This window comes from Cellulophaga fucicola (genome assembly GCF_900119145.1).
GTDB lineage: Bacteria > Bacteroidota > Bacteroidia > Flavobacteriales > Flavobacteriaceae > Cellulophaga > Cellulophaga fucicola.
Genome location: NZ_FPIY01000002.1, coordinates 349,170 through 374,994, shown reverse-complemented (window position 1 = coordinate 374,994; position 25,825 = coordinate 349,170). Strand labels below are relative to the sequence as shown.

General features: G+C 31.7%; 25 protein-coding genes. 8 read left to right on the top strand and 17 right to left on the bottom strand.

The features are described 5' to 3' along the window. Positions 1-16 precede the first annotated feature (16 nt). From BT107_RS07990 to BT107_RS07970, 5 genes are all read left to right on the top strand, one after another. Positions 17-976, top strand: a complete 960-nt coding sequence (locus tag BT107_RS07990; protein ID WP_072303266.1) for a M28 family metallopeptidase — start codon at positions 17-19, stop codon at positions 974-976. Beyond that, positions 976-1,656: an SDR family NAD(P)-dependent oxidoreductase gene (locus BT107_RS07985; protein ID WP_072303265.1), complete on the top strand. Its 681-nt coding sequence runs from the start codon at positions 976-978 to the stop codon at positions 1,654-1,656. The genes BT107_RS07990 and BT107_RS07985 overlap by 1 nt, the downstream gene beginning before the upstream one ends. Before the next feature lie 179 nt (positions 1,657-1,835). After that, positions 1,836-2,435, top strand: coding sequence for a SprT-like domain-containing protein (locus BT107_RS07980; protein WP_072303264.1), 600 nt, complete (start codon positions 1,836-1,838; stop codon positions 2,433-2,435). 4 nt (positions 2,436-2,439) lie between these two features. Continuing rightward, positions 2,440-3,510, top strand: coding sequence for a mannose-1-phosphate guanylyltransferase (locus BT107_RS07975; protein ID WP_072303263.1), 1,071 nt, complete (start codon positions 2,440-2,442; stop codon positions 3,508-3,510). Positions 3,511-3,521: 11 nt separating this feature from the next. Then, positions 3,522-5,027 carry a DUF389 domain-containing protein gene (locus BT107_RS07970; protein ID WP_072303262.1) on the top strand — a complete coding sequence of 502 codons (1,506 nt, stop codon included), beginning with the start codon at positions 3,522-3,524 and terminating at the stop codon, positions 5,025-5,027. Here BT107_RS07970 and BT107_RS07965 read toward each other — a convergent pair. Beyond that, complete coding sequence (locus BT107_RS07965) at positions 5,024-5,791, bottom strand: ABC transporter ATP-binding protein (protein WP_072303261.1); 768 nt, start codon at positions 5,789-5,791, stop codon at positions 5,024-5,026. The two genes, BT107_RS07970 and BT107_RS07965, sit on opposite strands and share 4 nt — an antisense overlap. Next, positions 5,791-6,528, bottom strand: a complete 738-nt coding sequence (locus BT107_RS07960) for an MlaE family ABC transporter permease (RefSeq protein ID WP_072303260.1) — start codon at positions 6,526-6,528, stop codon at positions 5,791-5,793. The genes BT107_RS07965 and BT107_RS07960 overlap by 1 nt, the downstream gene beginning before the upstream one ends. A 113-nt stretch (positions 6,529-6,641) precedes the next feature. Between BT107_RS07960 and pafA the strand changes: the two genes are divergently transcribed. Beyond that, complete coding sequence (gene pafA, locus BT107_RS07955) at positions 6,642-8,336, top strand: alkaline phosphatase PafA (RefSeq protein ID WP_072303259.1); 1,695 nt, start codon at positions 6,642-6,644, stop codon at positions 8,334-8,336. Here the strand turns inward: pafA and BT107_RS07950 are convergent. The 4 genes from BT107_RS07950 to gcvP all read right to left on the bottom strand — a co-directional run bounded on the left by BT107_RS07950 (position 8,333) and on the right by gcvP (position 13,799). Further along, positions 8,333-9,184: a glycosyltransferase family 2 protein gene (locus BT107_RS07950; RefSeq protein WP_072303258.1), complete on the bottom strand. Its 852-nt coding sequence runs from the start codon at positions 9,182-9,184 to the stop codon at positions 8,333-8,335. The two genes, pafA and BT107_RS07950, sit on opposite strands and share 4 nt — an antisense overlap. Positions 9,185-9,204: 20 nt before the next feature. Then, a complete protein-coding gene (locus BT107_RS07945; RefSeq protein ID WP_072303257.1) occupies positions 9,205-9,729 on the bottom strand; it encodes a class I SAM-dependent methyltransferase in 525 nt (174 codons plus the stop codon). Between the two features lies 1 nt (position 9,730). After that, positions 9,731-10,789: a 3-oxoacyl-ACP synthase III family protein gene (locus BT107_RS07940; RefSeq protein ID WP_072303256.1), complete on the bottom strand. Its 1,059-nt coding sequence runs from the start codon at positions 10,787-10,789 to the stop codon at positions 9,731-9,733. A gap of 157 nt (positions 10,790-10,946) precedes the next feature. Beyond that, positions 10,947-13,799, bottom strand: a complete 2,853-nt coding sequence (gcvP, locus tag BT107_RS07935) for an aminomethyl-transferring glycine dehydrogenase (RefSeq protein ID WP_072303255.1) — start codon at positions 13,797-13,799, stop codon at positions 10,947-10,949. A gap of 134 nt (positions 13,800-13,933) precedes the next feature. On the opposite strand from gcvP, the gene BT107_RS07930 reads away from it, so the two are divergent. Next, positions 13,934-14,788: a UbiA prenyltransferase family protein gene (locus tag BT107_RS07930; protein WP_072303254.1), complete on the top strand. Its 855-nt coding sequence runs from the start codon at positions 13,934-13,936 to the stop codon at positions 14,786-14,788. Here the strand turns inward: BT107_RS07930 and BT107_RS07925 are convergent. Together BT107_RS07925 and BT107_RS07920 are read right to left on the bottom strand one after the other, a co-directional pair. Further along, on the bottom strand, positions 14,751-14,981 hold the full coding sequence (locus BT107_RS07925) for a hypothetical protein (RefSeq protein WP_072303253.1): 231 nt from the start codon (positions 14,979-14,981) through the stop codon (positions 14,751-14,753). The two genes, BT107_RS07930 and BT107_RS07925, sit on opposite strands and share 38 nt — an antisense overlap. Before the next feature lie 2 nt (positions 14,982-14,983). Next, complete coding sequence (locus BT107_RS07920) at positions 14,984-15,532, bottom strand: sigma-70 family RNA polymerase sigma factor (protein ID WP_072303252.1); 549 nt, start codon at positions 15,530-15,532, stop codon at positions 14,984-14,986. A gap of 73 nt (positions 15,533-15,605) precedes the next feature. On the opposite strand from BT107_RS07920, the gene BT107_RS07915 reads away from it, so the two are divergent. Beyond that, positions 15,606-15,962: a rhodanese-like domain-containing protein gene (locus BT107_RS07915; RefSeq protein WP_072303251.1), complete on the top strand. Its 357-nt coding sequence runs from the start codon at positions 15,606-15,608 to the stop codon at positions 15,960-15,962. A gap of 2 nt (positions 15,963-15,964) precedes the next feature. On the opposite strand, the gene BT107_RS07910 is transcribed toward BT107_RS07915, so the two are convergent. The 9 genes from BT107_RS07910 to BT107_RS07870 all read right to left on the bottom strand — a co-directional run bounded on the left by BT107_RS07910 (position 15,965) and on the right by BT107_RS07870 (position 25,768). Continuing rightward, positions 15,965-16,852, bottom strand: coding sequence for a TIGR01777 family oxidoreductase (locus tag BT107_RS07910; RefSeq protein WP_072303250.1), 888 nt, complete (start codon positions 16,850-16,852; stop codon positions 15,965-15,967). Positions 16,853-16,856: 4 nt separating this feature from the next. Next, entirely contained in the window at positions 16,857-17,255 is a 399-nt protein-coding gene (locus BT107_RS07905; RefSeq protein WP_072303249.1) for a hypothetical protein, read from the bottom strand. Between the two features lie 19 nt (positions 17,256-17,274). Further along, positions 17,275-18,024: a class I SAM-dependent methyltransferase gene (locus BT107_RS07900; RefSeq protein ID WP_072303248.1), complete on the bottom strand. Its 750-nt coding sequence runs from the start codon at positions 18,022-18,024 to the stop codon at positions 17,275-17,277. Further along, a complete protein-coding gene (locus BT107_RS07895; protein ID WP_072303247.1) occupies positions 18,018-18,752 on the bottom strand; it encodes a DUF2071 domain-containing protein in 735 nt (244 codons plus the stop codon). Before BT107_RS07895 ends, BT107_RS07900 begins: the two co-directional genes overlap by 7 nt. After that, positions 18,746-19,138 carry a DoxX-like family protein gene (locus BT107_RS07890; protein ID WP_072303246.1) on the bottom strand — a complete coding sequence of 131 codons (393 nt, stop codon included), beginning with the start codon at positions 19,136-19,138 and terminating at the stop codon, positions 18,746-18,748. The genes BT107_RS07895 and BT107_RS07890 overlap by 7 nt, the downstream gene beginning before the upstream one ends. Before the next feature lie 7 nt (positions 19,139-19,145). Then, positions 19,146-19,649 (bottom strand): GbsR/MarR family transcriptional regulator, encoded by a 504-nt coding sequence (locus tag BT107_RS07885; protein WP_072303245.1) that lies wholly within the window; start codon positions 19,647-19,649, stop codon positions 19,146-19,148. Positions 19,650-19,653: 4 nt separating this feature from the next. Next, on the bottom strand, positions 19,654-20,373 hold the full coding sequence (locus BT107_RS07880; protein WP_072303244.1) for a YqjF family protein: 720 nt from the start codon (positions 20,371-20,373) through the stop codon (positions 19,654-19,656). Between the two features lie 220 nt (positions 20,374-20,593). Continuing rightward, a complete protein-coding gene (locus tag BT107_RS07875) occupies positions 20,594-23,119 on the bottom strand; it encodes a leucine-rich repeat domain-containing protein (protein WP_072303243.1) in 2,526 nt (841 codons plus the stop codon). A 78-nt stretch (positions 23,120-23,197) separates the two neighbouring features. Next, positions 23,198-25,768 (bottom strand): leucine-rich repeat domain-containing protein, encoded by a 2,571-nt coding sequence (locus BT107_RS07870; RefSeq protein WP_170854720.1) that lies wholly within the window; start codon positions 25,766-25,768, stop codon positions 23,198-23,200. Positions 25,769-25,825: the final 57 nt, after the last annotated feature.

Here is a 25,825-nt window from a genome sequence, read left to right as displayed (position 1 = left end):
CTTAAATAAATTAAATATGAGAAAGATACTTTATTTTTTAGCTATAATTATGTTAGGTTCTTGCACAACGCAAGCGCAGCAAAATTCTGTAGACCATAGTGTAGCAGTAACACCAAAAAGTGTAGAAAAAATTGTTAGCTTTTTAGCCTCAGATGATCTGCAAGGCAGAATGTCTGGTTCTGAGGGTATTGCAGAAGCAGCTACTTTTATCGAGAACAGTTTTAAATCTAGCGGTGTAAAACCATATTTTTTATCATACAGAGATACATTAACTAATTTTGATGCAAAAAAAGGTGTAGCTTATAATGTAGTTGGTTACATAGAGGGTAATGATCCGGTTTTAAAAAATGAGTTTATTATTTTAGGAGCGCATTATGATCATATAGGTAAGGCTAAAGCAAACGGAGATGATGTTATTGCAAATGGCGCTAATGATAATGCTTCTGGTACTTCTGCAGTTATGGAGTTTGCGCGTTACTTTGGAAAAAACAAGACGAATAAGCGTAGTATTATTTTTGCTTTATTTTCTGCAGAAGAAATGGGACTTTTAGGCTCTAAACATCTGGCAACTAAATTAAAAGAAGAAAGCCTTAATTTGTATACAATGCTAAATTTTGAAATGATTGGTATACCAATGAAAGACAAAGATTACTTAACATATGTTACAGGTTTTAACGAATCTAATTTAGCTGAAGTAAGTAATAAATATGCAGGAGAAAATATAGCAGGATTTTTGCCTAAAGCAGGTGAATTCAGGTTGTTTATGAGGTCAGATAATTATCCTTTTCATCAAGAGTTTAATGTTCCTTCGCAAACCTATTCTACATTCGATTTTACAAATTTTGCTCATTATCATCAGGTAGGTGATGAGACAGAAGCAATGGATTTTGATCATATGGCTAGCTTAATTAATAAGTTTGTGCCGGTGTTAGAAAGTATTGCAAATGCTAAAACAAAAGAAATAAAGTACAATTAATGGCTAATATTATAATTACAGGATCTAGTAGAGGTATAGGGTATCAAATGGCACAGCTATTTGCAAATAATGGGCATAAAGTTTTGGCATTGTCCAGAAATAATGAGCCTATAGCGTCTCTAAATAATCCAAATATTTTTTCTTTTCCGTTTGATATTTCAAAAGAAGAAGATTTAAAAAAGGTTGAGAATTTTATTACCCAAAACTGGCAACAGGTAGATGTTTTAATTAATAATGCCGGAAAATTAGCAAATAAGCCATTTTTAGAAACGACAACCGAAGACTTTGAAGCTGTTTATAAAGTCAATGTTTTTGGAGTGGCAAGTATTACAAAACTGGTGATTCCAAAAATGCCTAATAACGGACATGTAGTAACTATAAGTTCTATGGGAGGTGTTCAGGGTAGTGTTAAATTTGCGGGCTTATCTGCATACAGTTCTAGTAAAGGAGCTGTGGTAACATTAACAGAGCTTTGGGCAGAAGAATTTAAAGAAACTGGACCATCTTTTAATGTTTTGGCATTAGGAGCAGTACAGACTGAAATGCTAGAAGAAGCTTTTCCTGGGTATACAGCGCCAACTACTGCGTTAGAAATGGCAGAGTATATTCAGAATTTTGCACTTACAGGACATAAAATGTATAACGGAAAACTGTTGCAAGTAAGTAATAGTACTCCTTAATTTGTAGCATAAATTAGAATAATAAAACTGCCTGTTTTTTTAATAGGCAGTTTTGTTTTGATGTGTTGTGAGTAAATATTATATAAGTCGTTAAAAAATAATTTAAAAAAGTTGTATTTTACTACAAAATAAACTGTGAACCTTAGCAGTAAAAGGTAGAATCTATTATTTTTGTTTATATGGAGAGTACCCTTCTAAAATATCTACCAGAAAGAGCTGTGCAAGCTTGTGTTTCTTTGATAAAAATAAATGCAGTGCATCTAAAAATTGTAGGAGACAGAGTTACCCGTCACGGTGACTATAGAAGGTTACCAAGCGGTATGCACCAAATAACAATAAATGCATCATTAAATAAATATAGATTTTTAATAACCTTAATACATGAGATTGCACATTTAGTCGCTTTTGAAAAATATGGAAGACGTATTAAGCCACACGGTATAGAGTGGAAAAAAACGTTTCAGTCTTTAATGTTGCCATTTATAAGGCCAGAAATATTTCCAACAAAAGTATTGCCGGTTATAGCTAATCATTTTAAAAATCCTAAGGCAAGTAGTGATACAGATGCTAAGTTATCGTTAGCATTAAAGCAATTTGATCCTGTGTCAAATAAAACATATATTTTTGAGTTACCAATAGGTAGTGTGTTTAGAATTTACAACGGTAAGTTATTTAAAAAGGGGAGCAGAAAAATAAAGAGATATGAGTGTGTTGAAATATCCAGTGGAAGAACCTACGTTTTTCAACCTAACGCAGAAGTAGAACTTATAAAAGATTAATAACATGAACAAAAATTATTACGCAGTTATAATGGCTGGCGGTATTGGGTCTAGGTTTTGGCCTGTAAGTACGGCCGAATACCCTAAGCAGTTTCATGATATGTTAGGTTCTGGTGATACTTTAATTCAGAAAACGTTTAATAGACTACATAAATTTATTCCTAAAGAGAATATTCTAGTGTTAACTAATGAAAGTTACAACGACCTGGTTTTAGAGCAATTGCCAATGTTAACGCAAGATCAAGTAGTTTTAGAACCTGCAATGCGCAACACTGCTCCTTGTATTTTGTATGCAGCCCTGAAAATTAAGAAAGAGAATCCTAATGCGGTAATGATAGTTGCTCCTAGTGACCATTGGATTGAAGATGAAGATGCTTTTGAAGATAACGTGAAACAATGTTTTACTAAGTGTGAGAGCGAAGATGTATTATGTACACTAGGCATTAAGCCAACATTTCCTAATACGGGATTTGGGTATATTGAGTATAATAAAAATGCTGATTTAGAAATTAAAAAAGTAAATCAGTTTAGAGAAAAACCAGATTATAATACAGCCAAAGAATTTATTAGTCAAGGTAATTTTCTTTGGAATGCAGGTATATTTATGTGGAGTGTAAAGACAATAGTTGATGCATTTAAAACGTTTCAGCCTAAACAATACGAATTATTTAATTCTGGAATGGATGATTACAATACACCAAGGGAGAAAGATTTTATCGCTAAAAACTATGCTTTAGCAGAGAATATATCTATAGATTATGCTATTCTGGAGCATTCTAAAAGCATATTTGTTTTACCAGCGACTTTTGATTGGAATGATCTTGGTACATGGGGTTCTTTGTATGATAAGCTAGATAAGAATAAAGCAGAAAATGCTGTTGTTGGAGCTAAGTTGTTAGATAGAAACTCTAATGGTAATATAGTACGTACGGCAAAAGATAAAGTTGTGGTTTTAGATAGCTTAGATAATTATATTGTAGTAGATAAGGAAGATGTTTTATTAATTTGTCCTAAAGACAAAGAGCAAGATATTAAGATTATCTTAAACGAGGTTAAGGAAAAATTTGGTAAATAATACCAGTCTATATGAGTAATAATACAGAGCAAGAAAATAATGTTGCAGGTAATGAGTCATCAGAAAATGTAAAGAAAGATTTTCAAGGCTTATTGGGAAGTACAAAGAAATTTTTAAAAGAACTTTTAGATATACGTAATAATACAGACCAAGAAGCTACTAGAGAATCTATAGTGGCAGATATACCTTTTAAAGGACATACTTCTTGGATTTTAATATGCTCTATTTTTATAGCTTCTATTGGTTTAAATGCAAATTCTACAGCTGTTGTTATTGGTGCCATGTTAATATCACCATTAATGGGTCCTATTTTAGGTATGGGTTTATCATTAGCTATTAATGATATTGATACATTACGCCGTTCTCTTAAGAATTTTGGAGTAATGGTGGTCTTAAGTATTCTTACTGCCTTTTTATTTTTTAAATTTTTTCCTTTAAGAGATGAGTCTTCAGAACTTTTAGCACGTACTGCACCAGATATTAGAGATGTTCTTATTGCATTTTTTGGTGGTTTAGCTTTGGTTATTGCACGTGCAAAAAAAGGAACTATTGCGAGTGTAATTTTTGGAGTAGCAATTGCAACGGCATTAATGCCTCCTTTGTGTACGGTAGGTTTTGGCTTGGCAATTGGGAATTGGGATTACGCTAGTGGAGCAATGTATTTGTTTACTATTAATACTATTTTTATAGCTTTAGCAACCTTCTTGGTTATAAAAATATTGCGTTTCCCTATGGTAAGATATGCTAATTCTGAGCGCCGTAGGTTAATAAGTAGGCTTGCTTCTATAGTTGCTATTTTAATGATGGTTCCTGCTGGTTGGACATTTGTTAAAGCCTTAGGTGAATCTCAATTTAGAGGTGATGCACAAAAATTTGTTTCTGAAAATATTGCAAAATATCAGTTTGCTGGTAATGGTATGTATTTAGAGAATTTAACTAATATAGAATATCATGGAGGGGATAGAACTTTGTTAGATAAAATATTAGGTAAAAATAAGAATCCGAAAAAATCTGTTATAGAGGTGATGTTTATGGGAGAAGAATTGGTTCCAGATAATATTATTTCTAGTTGGAATACGATAAAGAATGAAGATTATGAAGAGCTTGCGGATACTGATTTAAAAATTATTCAAGGTTCTAAAAATAAAGAAGTAGATCAGATAAAATACGTAGACGAGTTATACCAGGCTAAGAAAGCTGAGTTAATGGGTAAAGAAGAAAAAATTGCCCTATTAGAGAAAGAGTTAACACAATTACAAAAAATTGTATCTAAGCAAATTCCTTTTAATGATGTAAGTGCAGAGGCCAAAGCTAACTATGAAAACTTAGCTTCTATAGGTTACTCTTATACAATACGTACTGATTTTAAAAAAGTAGATACTATCCCTGTTTTTGAGGTTAATTGGAAGCTAAAAACAAAGTCTAAAGATAAAGATGCAGATATGAAAAAAATATCTGAATGGTTAAAGTTAAGATTGAAAGATAAGAATATTCAAGTACGAGAATTAAAGAATTAATTTCGTTCTTCAATATACATTTGTCTAACTTTTTTAAACAATTCTGAAGAATAAACAAAGTCAGTTACAGCTTCATTATCTGTTTTAAAAATCTCTTTATTAGTGCCTTCCCATTCTTTATGTCCGTTTTTTAGGAATAAGATTTTTTGTCCTATTTCCATAACAGAGTTCATATCATGGGTATTAATTACAGTAGTAATATCGTATTCTTGAGTAATCTCTTGTATAAGGTTATCTATTAGTATAGCGGTTTTTGGATCTAAACCAGAGTTTGGTTCATCACAAAACAAATACTTAGGATTCATTACAATTGCTCTTGCAATTGCGACCCTTTTTTGCATACCTCCAGAAATTTCAGATGGATATTTATGGTGAGCATCTATTAGGTTTACTCTTTTTAAAACGGCATTAACGCGGTCTTGCATTTCTGACTTAGACTGTTTTGTAAACATTTCTAAAGGGAACATTACATTGCCTTCTACAGTAAGAGAATCGAACAAGGCACTGCCTTGAAAAACCATCCCCATTTCTTGTCTAAGGTTTCTTTTTTGATCAGGAGATAAGTCGTTATAAATATTCCCATTATAGCAGATGTATCCTTCATCTGGAGTAAATAAACCAAGTAAACATTTTAAAAATACAGTTTTACCAGACCCACTTTGTCCTATAATTAGGTTAGTTTTTCCTTTTTCAAAACTAGTTGTTACACCTTTTAAAATATGCGATTCGCCAAAAGATTTGTGTAAGTTATCTACCTCTATCATTATCCTAATAGTAATTGAGTTAATATATAGTTTAAAATAATAATAGCAACACTGGTCCAGACAAAGGCAGTGGTACTTGCTTTACCAACTTCTAAAGCACCACCTTTCATATAATACCCGTGAAAAGATGGTATAGTCGCAATAACAAAAGCAAATATTATAGATTTTATAAAAGCATATGCAACGTGGTACGGAATAAAATCTAGTTGAATTCCTTCAATAAAACTAGCACTTGTTGTAAAACCACCAAAAACGCCAGCTATCCATCCTCCAAAAATACCAACATACATTGCAATTGCAATAGCAAACGGATATAATAATAGGGCTATAATTTTAGGGAAAACCAAGTAGTTTAAAGAATTTACTCCCATAACTTCTAGTGCATCTATTTGTTCTGTAACACGCATTGTGCCAATACTAGATGTAATATAAGATCCAACTTTACCAGCCATAATAATAGAGGTAAATGTTGGAGCAAACTCTAATATTACAGATTGTCTTGCGGCAAAACCAATAAGACTTTCTGGTATTAAAGGGTTTGTAAGGTTTAGTGCAGTTTGTATGGTTACAACACCACCAATGAAAAACGAAATAAAGATGATGATACCCAAAGAGCCAAAAACCAATTCGTCTATTTCTTTAAGGATAAGGGTTTTCATGATAGACCATTTTGTGGGCTTCCTAAAAACTTCTTTAATCATTATAAAATAACTGCCAATAGATGCTATGTAATTCATATAAAATAGACTTCTGTCTGTAAAAATAATAATATTAACTTTCATTTGACATCCAAATAAAAAATTTAAAAGTTTATTTATTTACATTTACGTTATCAATAAAAATAATTGCAATGAAGAGAAGACTAATTGCGGCATTATTAGCTGTGTTTTTTGTGTCTAACACAGAGGGAATTAATGCGCAAAAAAAATCTAAAAGGAAGAGTAAAAGTGATGTAGAAGTGCAAAATATCACCTCTCTAAGTACAACTCCTAAGTTGGTAGTTGGTATTATAGTAGATCAAATGAGGTACGACTATCTTACACGTTTTTGGGATCAATACGGTGGGGATGGTTTTAAGCGTATGGTAAATGAAGGCTTTACGGCAAAAAATCACCATTATAATTATTCTCCAACAAGTACAGGCCCTGGTCATACTTCTGTATATACCGGAACTACACCTGCAATGCATGGTATAATTGGTAATAATTGGTACGACAAAGATTTAGGTGTAAATGTATATTGTGCAGGTGATAGTAACTATAATTCTGTTGGTACAACTGGGAGTGAAGGTAAAATGAGCCCAAATAGAATGTTAACAACTACGGTTACAGATCAATTGCGTTTGCATACACAAATGAAGGGTAAAGTTATTGCTGTTGCTATAAAAGATAGAGGGGCGGTCTTGCCGGGCGGTCATGCTGCCAATGCTGCATATTGGTTTGTTGGTAAAGATGAGGCTAACTTTATAACTAGTTCTTATTACATGAATAGTTTGCCTAAATGGGTTACTAGTTTTAATTCTTCTGATGCTGCAGAAAAATATAAAAAGACTTGGACTACTCTAAAAGATATAAATACATATGTAGAAAGTGGTACTGATGAAAATAATTATGAGGGTAAGTTTAAGGGTGAAACATCAACAAGTTTTCCGCATAATTTACCTGCAATTTGGGATGATAATAATGGTTTTGATATTATTAAGGCTACTCCTTATGGTAATAGTTTAACAACAGATTTTGCTATAGCAGCTTTAAAGGGAGAAAATCTGGGAAAAGATGCTGTTACAGATTTTTTAGCTGTTAGTTTTTCTTCTACGGATTATGTAGGACATCAATTTGGAGTTAATTCTAAAGAGGTTGAAGATACTTACCTTCGTTTAGATCAGGATTTGGCTCGTTTATTTAAGGAGTTAGATACGGAAGTAGGTAAAGGAGAGTATACAGTTTTTTTAAGTGCAGATCATGCGGCCGTACAAGTGCCAACATACTTAAAGGATAATAAAATACCGGGTGAGTATATTAGTTATAAAGAAATATCTGCTAAATTAAACGAGTGGTCTAACTTTAAGTTTGGGTCAGAGGATTTAATAAAGAATGTTTCTAATGATCAAATATTTTTAGATCATAAAGTAATTGCAAACTTAGATTTGGATCCTAAAACAGTACAAGAAGCTTTTGCAAATGAGTTACTTACTTTTAGTGATGTAGACAAAACATATACAGCTTACCAAATGTGGCAAAATAATTACACAAGAGGTATACCTTATGTTGTGCAAAACGGATACAATCAAAAACGTTCTGGTGATGTTATTGTTGTTTTAAAACCAGGGTATATTAGTTATTCAAGAACGGGATCTACACACGGTTCTCCAAGGGTTTATGATACTCATGTGCCTTTGTTGTTTTTTGGAAAAGGAATTAAAAAAGGAAGTACAGTACAGCTTACAGAAATTCCTGATATAGCGCCAACAGTTTCAGCTTTATTAGGTATGGCTGCTCCTAACGGAACAACTGGTAAACCTATTGAAGCTGTTTTACAGAATTAAAATAATTTACTTTTAATATTCTTCCAGCGAAGATTACGAATAAAATTGCCTTCTTTTGGTGTAACCAAAAAGGGCAATTTTTCTTTTTTAGCACTTGAGTAACCAGATAGGTTATCAAAAAAAACAGCTGCTTTTTTTTGTTTTAACCCCATTTTTAGAGATGCAATGCAGCTTATGACAAAGCCATATCGCATTGCGTACATAGCTTTTCCCTGTAGTAATTTAGCTTGTTTGTTATATGCGTTTCCTGTAGGTCTTAAATGCTTTACTTTTAAACTTGTATCTGTATATATGGTGTAGTTGTTGTATTGTGTTAAAAGCTCGTCTACAGTGTCCCAGCCCATTGCACTACGTAATCCGTTTATGCTTTTAAAACAAGATTTTCTATAGGCTTTAAATGCGCCACGAACGTGGTCTTTGTTCATTGGGTGATTGAGTTTCCAGTTGCCATTTTTATCTTCTTCGTATGCAAAGCCACCAGCAATACCTACAGTTTTGTCACTCTTAAAAATACCAGCTATTTTTTCAAAGTAATTTTCAGGTAAAATAATATCTGCATCTAACTTTACAATAAAGTCGTATTTGTTATCTAAAACGTCTAATCCTTTTGTAAAAGCATTTATAACTTTACTACCAGGCATATGTTTGGTAGAAGATGTTGTGTTTACTTTTTTAAAGATGCTGTGTTTGTCTGTAAAAGAGTCTATAATTGTTTCAGTGCCATCAGTAGAATTATCATTTACAATAATTACTTTTTTAGGTGCTAAGGTTTGATGAAGTATAGAGTTTAACGTTTTTGCTATAAAAGCTTCTTCATTGTGAGCGGGAATTATAATGTAATACATCATACTAAAAAGATAAAAGGATACTATTTTTTTCTTTCTGCATATACAATATAGTACCTAGGAGTAAAACTACGTAGTATTGGTCTAAGTCCAATTTTTTTAATAGGATTAGTCCATTTTGCAGTGTCTTTTATTTCCCAGCCAGCTTTTTCTAGTAACCAATCAAACTGCCAATCTTCAAATTCGTGGTAGTGTCTATCCCATTTATCTGTTTTGCTTCTATAGGCAGGAGCAAACCAAAGGTTTAGCGGAATGCTAGTAACTAGTTTGTCGCTCTTAATTTCTTTAAGTACGTTAAGAGGAGCTAGTAAATGTTCAAAAATTTCAAAAGCAGTGACAACGTCTGTTTGTGTTGCGGTAACCGAAGAAAAGTCGATATCTAAATCTTCTCCTTTTGTATTGGTTACTTTGTAGCCTTGTTCTGTCATAATTTTAGATAAAGGATTTTTTACGCCTAGATCTAAAATAGATTCTTTAGTGTTAACGTGCTTTTGAAGAAATTCTAGCGTATGTTTAAAACGTTTGCTAGGATATGTTTTTTCGTACATTTTAATATTTGTAAACTATGGCATTGATGTTCATACCAGCGCCAACGCTCGCAAATATAACAACATCTCCTTTTTTTACAGCGTGATTTTCTAATTTTCCTTTTCTAACAACGTCAAAAAGTGTAGGAATGGTTGCTACGGAGCTATTGCCAAGTTTGTAAATATTCATTGGCATAATGTCTGTAGGCATATTTTTATTGTACAATTTGTAAAACCTACTTACAATAGCTTCATCCATTTTTTCATTTGCCTGATGTATAAATATCTTTTTTACGTCATCTATAGCTATTCCGCTTTCATCCAAACAATCTTTCATCGCTTGCGGAACGTGAGTTACAGCAAATTCATATATTTTACGACCGTGCATTTTAATATACATGCGGTCATTTTTATCTTCTTTGTTGTATGTTTTTCCAAAGAATAGATAGTTAGCCTCGTCAACAGTATAGGTTGCTGTGTTGTGGGCTAAAATATTACCAGAATCATTTGTAGCTTCTATTATAGTAGCACCTGCGCCATCAGAATATATCATAGAATCACGATCGTAAGGATCAACAACCCTAGACAGTGTTTCTGCACCTATTACCAAGCATCTTTTGGCTAAACCAGCTTTTATAAAAGCATAGGCTTGTATAGTGCCTTGTACCCATCCTGGACAACCAAAAAGAATGTCGTAACCAACACACTTTGGATTTTTAATTTTTAGTAAGTGTTTAACCTTGCTAGCTAAACTAGGTAAGACATCTCCTTGAATTTGTCCGTGAGAAACGTCTCCAAAGTTATGTGCAACAATAATATAATCTATTGTTTCTTTATCTATATTGGCATCTTTTATTGCTTTTTCAGCAGCTAAATATGCAATGTCCGATGTGTTTTGATCTTTTTTTGCATACCTTCTTTCCTCTATTCCTGTTATTTTTTTAAACTTCTCTATTATAACTTCATTAGAGTTAGGTATGGCGGAGCCATCGGTATTTAAAAAAGTGTTATTTATAAAGTCTGAGTTTGAGGTAGTTATGGATGGTATGTAACTACCAGTTCCTGTAATTCCGATATGCATAATTAGGGTTTAATTTAAAAATTAAAGTTACAACAAACGAATGAAATAAACTATGCGTGCATAATAAATTGTATGATGCTCAAGCTAAAAGTTGAAAATAAAAAAAGCCGTTTAGAATTTTCTAAACGGCTTTAATGTGTTGATTTTGTTGAGCTTATTAAGCTTCCATATATGCTTCTATAGGAGCGCAAGTGCATATTAAATTACGGTCTCCATATGCTTCGTCTACACGTCTTACTACAGGCCAGAATTTATTATCTGCAATATAGTCTAAAGGAAAAGCAGCTTTTTGTCTGCTGTATGGAAACTCCCAACTATCACTAGTAACCATATCTAGTGTGTGTGGAGAGTTCTTTAAAACATTGTTAGGGTTATCTAATGTAGCTTCATCTATTTCTGCTCTAATAGATAGCATGGCGTTACAAAAACGATCTAGTTCTGGTAAACTTTCACTTTCTGTAGGCTCTATCATTAAAGTACCTGCAACAGGGAAAGATACTGTTGGCGCGTGAAAACCATAGTCCATTAAACGCTTAGCAATATCTGTTACCTCTATACCATTTTGTTTAAATGGTCTACAGTCAATAATCATTTCGTGTGCAGCTCTACCTTTTTCTCCTGTATATAAAACATCAAACTTACCAGTTAATCTTTCTTTTATATAGTTTGCATTTAAAATAGCAATAGAAGTAGATTGTTTTAAACCAGCTTCGCCTAACATTACAATATACCCGTAAGAGATAAGACAAACTAAAGAACTACCCCAAGGAGCGGAAGAAATTGCAGTTATTGCTTTTTCTCCACCTGTTTTTATTATTGGGTTACCTGGTAAAAATGGTACTAATTGTGGTGCAACACAAATTGGGCCAACACCTGGACCACCACCACCATGTGGTATAGCAAAAGTTTTGTGTAAGTTAAGGTGACAAACATCTGCGCCAATATTACCTGGGTTGGTTAAACCAACCTGAGCGTTCATGTTAGCACCATCCATATAAACTTGTCCGCCATTATCATGTATAAGTTTTGTTACTTCTTTAATTGAAGATTCAAAAACACCGTGAGTAGATGGGTAAGTAACCATTAGAGCAGCTAAATTGTCTTTATGTAATTCAGCTTTTTCTTTTAAGTCATTTACGTCTATATTTCCAAATTCATCTGTTTTAGTAACAACCACTTTCATACCTGCCATTACTGCAGAAGCAGGGTTTGTACCGTGTGCAGAAGCAGGAATTAAACAAATATTTCTGTGAGACTCATTTCTAGATTCGTGATATGCTCTAATTACCATTAAACCTGCATATTCTCCTTGTGCACCAGAATTTGGTTGTAAAGAAGTTGCTGCAAAACCGGTAATTTCACTTAAATAGTCTTCTAGTTTTTTTAATAGAATTTGATATCCTTCTGCTTGGTCTATAGGAGCAAATGGGTGAATGTTACCCCATTGTGCAGAACTTAAAGGAAGCATTTCTGATGCTGCATTTAATTTCATAGTACAAGACCCTAAAGAGATCATAGAATGATTTAATGCTAAATCTTTACGTTCTAATTTTTTAATGTAACGCATCAATTCTGTCTCAGAATGATAAGAATTAAAAACTGCGTTTTCTAAAAATGGTGTATTTCTCTGTACAGCAAATGGTATTACATCTGCTACATTTTCTGTAAATGAAGTTGTATTCTCTTTATTATTAAGTTTTGCAAAACAATCTAAAATAGCAATAAGATCTTTTTTAGATGTAGCTTCGTTTATAGAGATAGATACAGTGGTATCATCTATATAATTAAAGTTTATTTTTTTAGATTCAGCTATCGTTTTAAGAGCGTTTGCATCTTTAACTTCAACCTTAATAGTATCAAAATAAGCAGAGTTTAACTGCTTAAATCCTAAGTTTTCTAATGCAGCTGCAGTAGCCTTAGCTGTGTTATGTACTTTATTAGCAATATACTCTAAGCCTTTTGGACCGTGGTAAACAGCATACATACCAGCCATAACAGCTAATAATACTTGTGCAGTACAAATGTTAGAGGTTGCTTTATCTCTTTTTATGTGTTGTTCTCTGGTTTGTAATGCCATACGTAAAGCAGGCTTACCGTCTGTATCTTTAGTTACACCAATAATTCTACCAGGTATGTTTCTTTTGTACGCGTCTTTAGTTGCAAAAAATGCTGCGTGTGGACCACCGTACCCTAAAGGAATTCCAAAACGTTGTGTTGTACCTACAACTACATCTACACCAAATTCAGCCGGAGCTTTAAGTTTTACTAAACTCAATATATCTGCTGCAACAGCAACTTTAATTTCGTTAGAATTACAGTTTTCTACAAAACTAGCATAGTCATAAACTTGACCAAATTTACCTGGGTATTGTAATAATGCTCCGTAAAAATCTGTTCCAAATTTAAAGTCTTCATGATTACCAATAACAAGTTCTATACCTATAGGAGTAGCTCTTGTTTGTAATAAAGATAAAGTTTGAGGTAGTATTTCTTCAGAAACAAAAAATTTAACTACATTTTCTTTTTTCTGAGCTCTACTACGTACATCAAAAAGCATAGCCATTGCTTCTGCAGCTGCTGTACTTTCATCTAAAAGAGATGCATTTGCAAGTTCCATACCTGTTAAATCACAAACCATTGTTTGAAAGTTTAACAATGCTTCTAAACGACCTTGAGCAATTTCTGCTTGATAAGGAGTGTAAGCAGTATACCAACCCGGGTTTTCTAAAATATTTCTTTTGATAGGAGAAGGTAAAAGACCTTCGTTATATCCTAGACCAATATAGGATTTAAAAACTTTGTTTTTGTCTGCTAGCTCTTGTAAGTGTTCTAAATACTCATTTTCGCTTAATGCTTCTGGTAAATCTAAGTTCTTTTTTAGCTTAATGTCATTTGGGATAGTTTCATCTATCAGCTGGTCTAAATTTTCCACTCCAACAGTATTAAGCATCTGCTGGTAATTGTTTTCATTTATACCAATGTGTCTTAAGGCAAACAAATCTGTTCTCATATTCTAGAGTATTTTTTATAAAAGATGTGCAAAATTAATGATATTTTTTATCAAAATTGATAAATTGTGCCGTACTTAATCTAAAGTTTTTAACGAATAATTAATGTTATGAACACTTTAGTTACATTTGTGTAATGAAATTAGTCAGGAGAATTTTTAATTTTTACCTAGATGCGAGCGTTCACGTTGCTGCTTCTGTGTTTTGCCTGCTAGAAATTACCGCACTACTTTTAGATATCACTATAAATCAGAACCTTGCTTATTTCTGTTTTTTTAGTACTATAGCTTGCTATAATTTTATAAAATATGGAGTAGAGGCAAAGAAGTATATCTTGGTAGTAAACAAATACCATAAAAGCATTCAGGTTTTTAGCTTTTTAGCAATGGCCTTTGCTGTCTATTTTGCTTTTTTTTTACATAAAGATGTTTGGTATTGTATGTTTGCTTTGGGGGTATTTACCGCTATATATACATTGCCTGTGTTACCAAAAGCTAAAAATTTAAGAAGTTTTGGTGCATTAAAAGTTTTTATGGTTGCCATTGTTTGGGCAGGAGTTACAGTGTTGTTACCTGTTTTATCTGCTAATATGGACTTAAGTCCAGATGTTTGGATAGAAACTTTTCAGCGTTTCCTAATTGTTTTAATACTGCTAATGCCTTTTGAGATTAGAGATTTAGCATACGATTCTCCGTCCTTAAAAACAATACCACAACGTTTTGGTGTAATACATACAAAGTTAACAACAGGAGTTGTTGTCTTAATTTTCTTTTTTACAACCTATTTAAAAGAAACAATTACACCTTTAGACTTAATAGCTAAAGGTATTCTTTTTTTAAGTTTTGGTTTTTTAGTGTTGCATACAAAAGGTAAGCAAACAAAGTATTTTGCTTCTTTTTGGGTAGAGGCAATACCTATTGCTTGGCTTTTAATAGTCTACCTAGTAGATTATCTTATTCATTTACATTTTCTAGCTCTTGTTTCATCTTAATCTTTTCTTCTTCTGTTAAAGATTGTAAATGAGCTTTTTCACAAAGTGATGTAAACTCAGAATTTTTTTTAGAAAACTGAGGACAAGTTTTGCAAATTAATAAATGAAACTTAAGACTTATCTTTTCGAAAAAAGAAGCTTCTTTGTATTGTAGTTTGTTGCAGATTTTAGCTGCTTTTTCACAAGAAATCATAATTAAAACCAATTAGTGTTTAAGCATCCCATTAAAGCTGTTCTGGCCCTATGGATAATAACCCAAAGGTTAGACGAATTAATGCCAAGTTCATTACAAATATCTTCTGTACTTATGCCTTGAATTGTTTTCATTTTAAAAACTAATGCCTGTTTTTTAGGTAACTTAGAAATACATTCTTGAATAGCAAGACCCAATTCTTCGTTTTCTAAATCGCTATTTTCTAGTTTGCTAAAAGGATCTGCGACTTGTTCCTCTAACCAATCTCCGTCAGAGTCAATGCTAGAGCTGTAAGACATTCTAACCTCTGCTTTGCCTTTGTTAGAATTTATTTTACGGTAATGGTCTATCACTTTTCGCTTTAGAATAGCAATTAACCACGTACGCTCTGCGGCATCTCCTTTATAATTTTTTGCAGATTTTAACCCTGCAAAAAAAGTTTCTTGCACTAAATCTTTAGCAATTTCAGAATCGCTTACTCTAGCTACTGCGTAATTAAATAAATAATCAGCATAGTTATCTACCCAAGTGTTAGGTTTAAGTTGGTGCATTAGTTCTTGTTGATTTTCCAAATGTAGGGGATTTTAATTAAAATGTTTAATTTTGAATAAAAACAATCTTCTTATGAAATATTTTTTCAGTATTATTTTTTTTGCACTTGTAATTACTTCTTGTTCACAAAGTAAATCAAAACATATCACAGAATTTTCACAAAGTGATATTAAAAACACTTTGTTAGTAGACGTACGTACTTCTGAGGAGTTTGGTTTGGGGCATTTAGAAAATGCTAAGAATGTAAATGTTCTAAGCGATTCTTTTACTAGTTATTTTGATAGTATACCAAAAAGTAAAACTATCTACGTGTATTGTAAAAGCGGAGGAAGAAGTGCAAAAGCAGCAGAAAAGCTAACATCTTTGGGGTATAACGCCATAAACTTACTTGGTGGTTATGACGCTGTAAAAGAGAACGCTAAAAATTAATGTTATTTTAAAATGTTTTTTAAAGCAGATTCTAATGTTGCGTATTTAAATTTGAATCTGTTTTTAGTTAATTTTTCAGGATAAACATTCATACTATTTAAAATTAGGCTTGGTTCTGTACCAATAATAAAGCCACCTATTTTTAGCATCCAACTAAAAGAAGGTAAGCCAAAAGGTACTTTTAAAGTCTTTCTTATTGTTGCCATTAATTTTTTATTAGATTTTGAATCTGGAGCCGCAACAACTACTGGTCCGGTAACAGAATTTTTTTCTAATAAAAAGTTAGTGATACCAACAAAGTCTTTGCTGTGCACCCAACTTACCATTTGGTTGCCACTACCTTGTTTACCACCAAGTCCAAACTGGGTAATTTTTTTTAAAGGAACTAAAGCACCACCATCTTTGCCAAAGACTAGGGAGATACGTAAAGCTACTTTTCTAGTTTCTTTATGTGTAATTGAATTAAAAGCTTTTTCCCATTCTTGACCTACGTAAAGCATAAAATCTTCTCCGTTTTCTTCTTTATTAGGGTGAGATATTGCTGCAGAAGATGCGTTTAGCCAAACTTTAGGAGGGTTATCTACTAAGTTTATTGCTTTACCAAGTGCTAAAGTAGAATCTACTCTAGAATTTAAAATTAGCTCTTTATTTTTTTTGGTAAATCTACAATCTACAGATTTACCTGTTAGGTTTATTAATGCATCTGCGTTATCTAAACTGCGATGCCATTTGCCAATAGTTTTAGCATCCCATTGTACATAAGATATATTTTTAGATGTACGAGATTCTCCACGCGTTAAAACAACTATTTCATTGTATTTACTGCCGTAAAAATCTAGTAGCTCATTCCCTAAAAAACCTGTCCCGCCTGCAATTACTAGCTTACTCATATGTTTAGTTGTTAAAATAGATTGTGAAAAATATTGTACATAAATATACCCAAAATCCTGAGAATATAATATGAATTACGGTCTCAAATTTTTTGCCTTTCCATAAAATTTTAGAATACACAAAAAACTGAAAAAATAACCTAATACTCCAAAATATAGCTAAGCCTAAAATTATCTTGTTCCCTAAACTTGTCTTTATTAATTGGGTTGCAGATGTTACACATAATAACCCCATTAAAAATACAGTTAGTGCAATAAAAAAGGTGTGCGTAGTCATCATCTGACGGTTAATTAAGCTAAGTGGTTGCAACTCTATTTTCCAGTTAAAGTACTTTGGAAAAATAATGTGTATTAGGGCTAAAACCATTAATAGCGTGCCAATAATATATAAATGAAATTCCATATTTTAAATAATAAGGTTATTAACTACAAGTGAAAACCGACATAAATGGTGTAAATTTCTTTTCTTCGATTTTAGTAAACCCCGCATTTTTAAATATTTTTTGCCACGTTTTTTTGCTAAAAAAATGGGTAAAGCCAACAGAGAATGCTAAAAAATTAGGTACATCTCTTAAGTGCTCTACCATTATTACTTTTCCTGTTGGTTTGCATACTCTTCTACATTCTTTTAAAAACAAGACTTTTTCTTGGTTAGATCTAATTTCATGTGCTGCGGATAATAAGAATAATAGATCTATAGAATTTTCTTCTAAAGGGATTTTTTTTGTTTTTATGGTTGTTGTTTTTGGGTATACTAAACTTACTTTGCGTGCACGTACAATGGCAGGTTCAGTGTGTTGTTCTACATTATAAAAATCGAATACTTGTAGATTGGATTCAGGAAATTTATTCTTTAAAATGAAACTAGTCTCATCAAACCCAGCATTTATGTTTACTATTTTTTGCGATTTAAAACTGTTGCCAATTTCTTCTTTTAGCCAATTAAAATTATAGTAACCTGAAAAATCGTAAACATAGGCAGATACTACTAATGGAATTAATAAACCGTAAGAAAATAAAGCAATTACTAACCAAATTAAATTACTAGGTAGTTGTGCTAGGCTTAGTATGGTTATTAGGATTGCTAAAATAAGTAGCCCAAAACCATAAAAATGCCTATTAAAGCTTAGTATATTTAATACACCTTGAAATTTTTTTCTGTCTGTTACCATAATTCTAGTTTTCCTTTTTTCCAGTGATATGGAATATTTTTTATGCTAAAAGCATTTGCTAAAATTGGATTTTTAAATCCGGCTTCCTCTAAAAAGTTAAAGTGGTATTTATTAATATGAATAGGAGATGGTATCCAATTTTGTCGTACACCTTGTATTATTAAAATACTGTTGTTTTCTTTTTTATAAGTAAATGTAAAAGGTAGTGGGCCTGCAAATCTTCTAGCTTCTTTATAGTCGCTAAAAGGTGAGTCTTCAGGTAAATTAACAAGATCTAAATTATCATTATAATTAACCTTAAAATTAGATGCTAAAGAGCTTATTTCTGTATTGTTTTTTTCTTTAGTTATGGTAATATCTGTAGTTGTGTAGTTGTAATGTGTAAAAATATTACCCATTAACTGCATCTTTTTTTTATTTGTTTCAGATTTTAAAATATACAAACCACGCAAACGTTTACCCGCTTTATTAGTGTAAGTAACAAAAACTCTGTACCCAATAAGGAAAAAATTATTCCCCATAAATTTAGGAAAACCTTTAGGTCTTAAATCTTGTGTCTGTACCATTGCAATAGCAACAAAAGCCCATTTGTCTTTAAATGTGTCTAATTTTAAATGCTTAGGTATTTTGTTTTCTAATTCTTCTTTAGGAATAGCAAAAGTTAATACGGTAGAGTTTTTAAAAAAAGCTTCAACTGCAAACGGATGATTTTTTAAAGCGTTTAACATAATGCGTTTGTTGTTTTTTTATTTAAATAAAACTCATTGTAAAAAATAACAGCAATTAAAAGCAAAGCAAAAACCGAATTTAATTTACCCCATAGTAGTAGGTCTGGTACTACTACAAACTCTATGCTATTCATAATTGTAATTATTGAAATTTGTAATACAGTATTAAGTCTAGATTTATAACCAGTAAAAACCCAAATGGCCATTATTATTTCTGATATTCCAATACTTATGGTTAGTGGTTTAGCAAAAGCATCTCCTAAAATACGACCTACAATTTGCTCGTGTCTAGGAACAAGGTTTAGTACTTTGCATAACAATCCGTTTGCAAGCCAAACGAGTCCAATACTAATGGTCAGTATTTTATTTAGGATTTTCTTTTGCATTATAGGGTTAATTAAAAATTTTGAAAATAGATTTTGTTAACCAATTTTGTTTGTGACTTACAATTTTGTTTAGCATTATATCAGCAGTCTCTGCAAGGTCGTGTAGTGCTTTTGTTTGCTTTATAAGTTCTTTAGTTTCTGCAGTACCATCGTCTGTAATAGTATAAACTTCTTTTAATGTTTTTACAGCAGGTTGTATTTCTCTTCTGCTTCTTTCTTTTGCTATAATACGCGTAAGCTCTTGTACATTTTTTTCTGTCGAAAAATACTCTTTGCGTTCGCCAGCTTTAAATTCTTTGGTTACAATGCCCCAATCTATAAGTTGTCTAAGATTCATACTTGTATTGCCTCTAGATATCTTTAATTCATCCATTATTTCTTCCATAGAAAGAGGAGAAGTAGAAACAAATAAAAGTGCTTGTATTTGTGCCATTGCTTTATTTATACCCCAAAGAGAACCTAAAGTTCCCCAGGTATTTATAAATTTTAATTTAGCTTCAGTATAGTTCATTATATTATTCTTTTAACGTAAGTTTTCTTTTGCTCTCTACTGTAATTGTAGAGCCTTCTGCTAGCATTACAGAAGATGGTTTTTGTTTAGATAAAAACTGAAATTCTTCTCCGTACAATGCTCCAAAGTCTACAGAAATAGAATACTCTTTAACAGGATATTCTTCCCATTTTGGATGTGTTACTTCGTATTCATTAGAACTGTTTTTATTAACTGTTGCGTAACCCCAATAATGTTCTGTAATAAATTCTGTTTCGCTATTAAGTTCTATGGTTTTTGACGTAGTATTGGCATTAATTGAAAATGAATTCCATTTGTTATTCTTTTTCCACTTGTAAACTACTTTTTTATTGGTGTTATTTTGCTCCCAAATATGTTGCATAGGTAGTGTTTCATAATTTTCATTATAAACGGTATTAGCCACAAAAGTTAATGCAGCTTTAGGAACTATTTCTTTTATAAAAACAACACCTCTTTTCCAAACTTCGCCATCAAACCTTTTTACATAAAAGCGAAGATTTACTTCTTCAAAATTAGAATGAAAAGGAATTTTAACTCCAAGTAACTTTGTGTTTACAAACATAAAACCAACTAAACTAACGTAGCATTTATTATTGTAGGTATCTAGTTCTGTACCAAACGGAACATATTTCTTTAATAATTTTGGGTCTATTGTATAGTTAGCAAATGCTAATTTTCGCCATTCTGCTTTTAAAAAACTCATAAAGTATATATTATTAGTCTTTTACAAAGATATATTAAATATTCTAAAGTTTCAGTAATTATTGAAACTTTAGTTAATTAATGCTTAAAAAACACAAAATCTAGTACTGTACTATTGCAACACTAGATTATTTAAGTGCTATGGATAGATGTCGTAATTTTTATTTTTTTGAAAACAATTACGAGTAATAAAAATAGGAATGATAATGCTGTTATTTTAATTAGACCCTAAAAGGCGCTTCACTATCTTCATTATCAAAATTACGTTGAGACACCAACTTATTCTCCAATGGCTCATAGAGTTCAGATTTCATATTACTACCATTAAATTTAGAGGTCCAATACACCAATTTTTGTAGGTTAAGGGTTCTAAAGTCTTCAGATACTTGTTCTGAAAATTCACATCCACTAATACTTAATACTTCAAGCTGTGTTAATGTGGCTAATTCAACAGGTAAAACAACTTGTTTAAAATTGTTTATTCCTAAAACACGTAGATTTTTTAGATTAGCAATCCAAGTAGGGATTTTTTCTTCTTTATGATGTGCTCTGATAAAAAGTGTTTCTAAATTTAATTCAGAAATCGATTCAGGGTATGTGCCTCCATTTTCATCTAAGCCTTCAAACCAAAGGTGTTTTAAAGAATTCCAACGCGATATCACTTCGATACTTTCATCACTAATATGATCACAATGTATTAGTTTTATGGCTTCTATAGTTTCCACTTTAAGGTTGTCTATGGTTTTAAGAGCGACACTCTGCATTCTTAACTTTTTAAGCTGAGGCAAGCTTACAGCAGGAAAAGCATCAAAACCTTTGGCTTCAAATATCCCTAAAAATTCAAGGTTTGGTGTGTGTGTTAATAAACGTTCTAAAGCTTCAGTAGTTCCGTTATAATCATCAATTCTTAATACTTTTAAATTGGTGTGTTTAAAAGCAGTTAATGCATTGTTATGTTCTGGCTTATTTTTTTTAAACGTAATGGTAAGCTCTTTTAAATTTATGAAGTTTTTAAGTAAGCTATCTAACTGACTCACATCACTGGTAAAATCAAACGATTCAATTTTTTCTGGATGTCTAAAGTTTTCAAAATCTAATACATTATTGACATCATTATTTCTATGTCCAAGATTAAATTTAGCCGCACTAATTACTGCATAAAATTCCTGTAAATTAAGAATTGGTGTGGCTTTAATTTCCACATTAAACACATCAAAAGGTTCTGTTCCTGCTTTTATGCCTTTAATTTCAGAAATAGTTAAATTAGTAATATGCTTAGGTAAATGGTCAGTGTCTACAACTAAAGCACTAGCATTTTTAATCGTCAGGTTTTCTAACTGTGCTATTTTTGAAAACACATTAGGAAAAATTCTAACAGCTAATTTTATATCTCTAGTACCTGACTCTTGAAACCTGTATAATTCTACATTTTTAAGATTTGTACATTGCTCAATCCCTTCTAAAAGCCAATCTAGTTTATGCTCTAGTTTGTAGTTAAGCGTTGTTAAATTGTTAAATGCTGCTAACGATGTTTTATGTGGGGTTTCTGGTGCTTCACAATCTACAGTTATCGTCTTTAAATTAGGGAAAAACGACGCATTATCTAACACAAAATGAAGTAGTTTGGGTGAATCTATTTCTATATATTCTCGCAGACTTACTTCTGTCATTGTTGATATATTAGTTTCGCTATATGTAATTTTTGTTTCTAATTTAGGTCTAGGTGTATCTCCAAAACATCTAGACGCATCGCCAAAAAATAAGGTAGATGATATGGAATCTATCTTAGGAGCGTTAAGTTCAAAAAGCTCTAATTTTGGTAAATCTTCAAAACCACTTGGTAAGCTAGCTATGCTTTTAGATAAAATCTGAAACTTTTTTAGTTGCTTTAAATGACTAACATCTTTAGGTAATGTTGTTAATTCATTTAAGTAAAACAATTCTATACGTTTTAAGGATGCAGGAAACACGACTTGAGATAGGTCTTGCACGCCTACATAACGTAGTTTGAACACTTTTAATTTAGTAAGTTTTGTAAGCCAATTAAAATCGGTTAGATTCATATTAGGAATAATTTTTCCAATCCAATAATCACCTTCTATACGTATTTTTTTTAAGGATGTTAACTGAGACATTGTACTTGGAAACCTTTTTAAACAAGGCGCAACAAGCTTTAATTCTTTTAATTTTGATAAATTACCAAAATCCTCTGGTAGTTGCTCAAACTCTCCCTCGAGATCTATTTCTTCTAACGACGTTAATTTTGATATCTCATTAAGAATACTATCATATTTATTGCCTTGTCCTTTTAAATGGATTTCTAAACTTTTTACGCCATTAAATCGTCTTAATATATGTGGATGTTCTAACAAGCGATCTAAAAAATCTACCGAAAACCTAAAAAATCCCAGTTTTCTATTCTTTCTCGTCATTAGATCATATAATTTAAGAAGGTCTAAGTCTTTAGATAGCAACCCGTATTCTAAAAAGGAAATCATTCTAGCTGCGTTTCTTCCTTTTTGTGTAATTTTTTTTCGGCTTTTAAAGGCTAGTTGCAAAGCTTCTGGGGCTTGTTTTTTTATAATGTTAGCACACTCTGCTCTATTTTTTTTATCTGAGGTTGCTTTTGCAATCGTAAAAATTTCATAGTAAAAATCTTCTGGAAAGTTTTTACACTTTTTAATATCTTCATAATATTCATCCATTTTATAATAGGTGAATTCAGGGACTTCTGTTGGTTTTGTCATAGTAATCGTTAATTTTTAAAGTATAAATTTCTTTTGAAAATAGGGCTTTGGGTTGCGGTACGTTGTGCTTAAATTTCTTTAGCAGTACAGATCATATTTTTCATATCTGTTATCAAAATCCTCTTTTAAGATTTTATTTTTAGCTAATGCGTAAAATTTAGAGGATTTCATATTGTTTCCATTAAATTTTGAATACCTGTAAATTAAATCCTCTAAATTCAGATTCTTAAATTTATCAGATACTTGTTCTGTAAAATCACACCCTCTGATACTCATTATTTTTAATTGGGTTAATTCGGCTAATTCTTCCGGTAATGGACAATAATAAAACTGTTCTATTCCTAGAACTCGTAAGGATTTCATTCTGCCTATCCATTTTGGTATTTGTCTTTTAGTTAAAAATCCATCAATAAAAAAGGTGTCTAAATTTAAGTCTGCAATGGTCTCTGGGTAGGTTTCAAGATCTTTACTAATGTGTTCTAACCAAAGAAACTTAAGCGTTTTCCAATGCGATGCCGTAACCATAGCATTGTAACCAAAATTGTCACACGATAAAACTTTAAAAAGTTCTATGTTGGGCACTGTTACGTTTTCTATAGACTGTATATCATCGCTATAAAATAATTTTAGCGTTTTTAGTTTATTTAAAGTAACCTTAGGAAGATCTACAAGGCCTACACAATCGTAAATTTCTAAAAACTCTAGATGAGGCGTATGCTCTAATAATAATTTAATAACACTAGTGTCACCATTAAAATTTTTAATCGTCAAGTTCTTTAAATTATGATGCGTATAAGCGGTTAAACCATTGTTTTGTTCGGCATTATCTACATTAAAATCAATGGTTAGTGTTTGTAAATTACAAAGTGCTTTTAATGCCTTATCTAAGCCTTTTACATTACTATTAAATATAAAATCCTTAATGCTTTCAGGGTCTTTAAAATTATCAAAATCTAAAGTCTCATTTTTAGCACTATTTACATCGTCTAACTTTATTTTTTTAGCACGTATTACTGAATAAAACTTTTGTAATGCGGTAATAGGTGTATCTATTACCTTTAGATTAGTTACCTCAAAATCTTCAATACCTGGCTCAATGACTTTTATACCTGTAATGGTAAGACTGTCTGTCTTTATAGGTAAATAATCTGTATTTAAAACTAGTGCTTTTGCACTGTGCACTTTTAAGGTTTGCAAATACTCTATTCTAGAAAATGACTGAGGAAAATTAGCAACATCAGCGTTTGTTATTTTAGCATCAGCTCCATTATATATACCATAAATAAAAACGTCTTCTAGCTTTTTACATTCGTGAATATCCTCTAAAACCCATTCTAAATGATGTGCTAACTTATACTTAAGGTTTTTAAGTTTTTTAAATGCAGAAAGCGTATGCTCACTTCTTCTTTGTGGTGCATCACAATTAATTTCTATCTCTTTTAAATTAGTAAAAGACAAGGCATTATCTAATACAAAACTAAGAAGCTCTGGATTGGTAAAAACGATTCTTTTTAGCTTAGTTACAGGTGTTACTCCATAAGGCATAAACTCTGTATACAAACCTAGTAAACGTTTAATATTTGGTCCAAAAATAAAAGCAGCAGGAACTTTTTTTAATTTAGATAAATGAATAGCTTCTAAAACCTCTAAGGTTTTAAATTCACTAACAGATGCAGGAAAGTGTTCTAGCTCCCTTATACCACTTAGCCTTAATGTTTTTAGTTTTGGTAAGTGACCAAGTGTTTCGGGTAAAGCGGTTAGATTTTCTAACCTAAAAAGCTCTAATTTTTTTAAACTTGCCGGAAGCTCAACATTAGAGAGATCTTGCACTGTAAAAGAACCTATTCTTAAATGCTTTAAACTTGTAAGTTCTGTAAGCCAAATAAAGTTAACGATGTTAGGGTTAGGATCGTCATCACCATAACGAAAATCTCCTCTAAACTCCAACTTTTTAAGTGCTTTTAACTTGGTTATTCCTACGGGAACCCATACTAAGTTAGGTGCTGCTAGTATAAACTCTTTTAAGTTAACTAATCGTTCTAGTTCTTCTGGTATGTATTTATAATCAATGTCAAGCTCAAGTTTCTCTAATGAAGAAAGTTGCGTTATGTTGTTTACAACGTTTCTAAAACCTTCTTCCTGTCTAGAGGTGCTAATTGTTAATTCTTTAACACCATTAAACTGACTTAAAAGACGTGGTGTTTCTATGAGAAGTTCAATAACTTCTTTACTTCTATATTCAAGCGAAAGCGTTAATCGCTTACAAACAAGTGTGTATAGTTTACAAAGGTCTAAGTCTTCTGAAAGTACGCCGTACTCTAATACAGCAATCAGTTTCTTGTTAAAAGATTGAGAATCTTGTATTGTCGTTATTTTTTTTCGACTCTTAAAGGCGAGTTGTAAAGCTTCTGGTGCCTGTTTTTTTATGATATTGGCACATTCGGTTCTAATCTGCTTGTTTTTAGTAGATTTAGCAAGTACAAAAATCTCGTAATAAAAATCTTCTGGGTAATTGTCACATCCTTTAATTTTTTCAAAAGATGTTTCGTCTTCATAAAAATTGAAACCAAGTTCGTGTTTAGCAAGTATCATAAGGCCGTTTAATTTTGGTTTTACAAATTTCTCAAAAAAAACAATGATGTTTTTCACTGTATTCAGTGAAGCTAAAATATCCCTTAATTCAGGGATAAAAGAGTTCTGCATTCA

Bases quoted from the DNA above. Each gene is read 5' to 3' on its own strand.
- BT107_RS07960 (WP_072303260.1), bottom strand. From the start codon at position 6,528: ATGAATTACATAGCATCTATTGGCAGTTATTTTATAATGATTAAAGAA.
- BT107_RS07985 (WP_072303265.1), top strand. From the start codon at position 976: ATGGCTAATATTATAATTACAGGATCTAGTAGAGGTATAGGGTATCAA.
- BT107_RS07890 (WP_072303246.1), bottom strand. From the start codon at position 19,138: ATGCAAAAGAAAATCCTAAATAAAATACTGACCATTAGTATTGGACTC.
- BT107_RS07945 (WP_072303257.1), bottom strand. From the start codon at position 9,729: ATGTACGAAAAAACATATCCTAGCAAACGTTTTAAACATACGCTAGAA.
- BT107_RS07895 (WP_072303247.1), bottom strand. From the start codon at position 18,752: ATGTTAAACGCTTTAAAAAATCATCCGTTTGCAGTTGAAGCTTTTTTT.
- BT107_RS07980 (WP_072303264.1), top strand. From the start codon at position 1,836: ATGGAGAGTACCCTTCTAAAATATCTACCAGAAAGAGCTGTGCAAGCT.
- BT107_RS07910 (WP_072303250.1), bottom strand. From the start codon at position 16,852: ATGAGTAAGCTAGTAATTGCAGGCGGGACAGGTTTTTTAGGGAATGAG.
- BT107_RS07925 (WP_072303253.1), bottom strand. From the start codon at position 14,981: ATGATTTCTTGTGAAAAAGCAGCTAAAATCTGCAACAAACTACAATAC.
- pafA (WP_072303259.1), top strand. From the start codon at position 6,642: ATGAAGAGAAGACTAATTGCGGCATTATTAGCTGTGTTTTTTGTGTCT.
- gcvP (WP_072303255.1), bottom strand. From the start codon at position 13,799: ATGAGAACAGATTTGTTTGCCTTAAGACACATTGGTATAAATGAAAAC.
- BT107_RS07880 (WP_072303244.1), bottom strand. From the start codon at position 20,373: ATGAGTTTTTTAAAAGCAGAATGGCGAAAATTAGCATTTGCTAACTAT.
- BT107_RS07885 (WP_072303245.1), bottom strand. From the start codon at position 19,649: ATGAACTATACTGAAGCTAAATTAAAATTTATAAATACCTGGGGAACT.
- BT107_RS07920 (WP_072303252.1), bottom strand. From the start codon at position 15,532: ATGCACCAACTTAAACCTAACACTTGGGTAGATAACTATGCTGATTAT.
- BT107_RS07970 (WP_072303262.1), top strand. From the start codon at position 3,522: ATGAGTAATAATACAGAGCAAGAAAATAATGTTGCAGGTAATGAGTCA.
- BT107_RS07990 (WP_072303266.1), top strand. From the start codon at position 17: ATGAGAAAGATACTTTATTTTTTAGCTATAATTATGTTAGGTTCTTGC.
- BT107_RS07965 (WP_072303261.1), bottom strand. From the start codon at position 5,791: ATGATAGAGGTAGATAACTTACACAAATCTTTTGGCGAATCGCATATT.
- BT107_RS07940 (WP_072303256.1), bottom strand. From the start codon at position 10,789: ATGCATATCGGAATTACAGGAACTGGTAGTTACATACCATCCATAACT.
- BT107_RS07915 (WP_072303251.1), top strand. From the start codon at position 15,606: ATGAAATATTTTTTCAGTATTATTTTTTTTGCACTTGTAATTACTTCT.
- BT107_RS07975 (WP_072303263.1), top strand. From the start codon at position 2,440: ATGAACAAAAATTATTACGCAGTTATAATGGCTGGCGGTATTGGGTCT.
- BT107_RS07875 (WP_072303243.1), bottom strand. From the start codon at position 23,119: ATGACAAAACCAACAGAAGTCCCTGAATTCACCTATTATAAAATGGAT.
- BT107_RS07905 (WP_072303249.1), bottom strand. From the start codon at position 17,255: ATGGAATTTCATTTATATATTATTGGCACGCTATTAATGGTTTTAGCC.
- BT107_RS07930 (WP_072303254.1), top strand. From the start codon at position 13,934: ATGAAATTAGTCAGGAGAATTTTTAATTTTTACCTAGATGCGAGCGTT.
- BT107_RS07900 (WP_072303248.1), bottom strand. From the start codon at position 18,024: ATGGTAACAGACAGAAAAAAATTTCAAGGTGTATTAAATATACTAAGC.
- BT107_RS07950 (WP_072303258.1), bottom strand. From the start codon at position 9,184: ATGATGTATTACATTATAATTCCCGCTCACAATGAAGAAGCTTTTATA.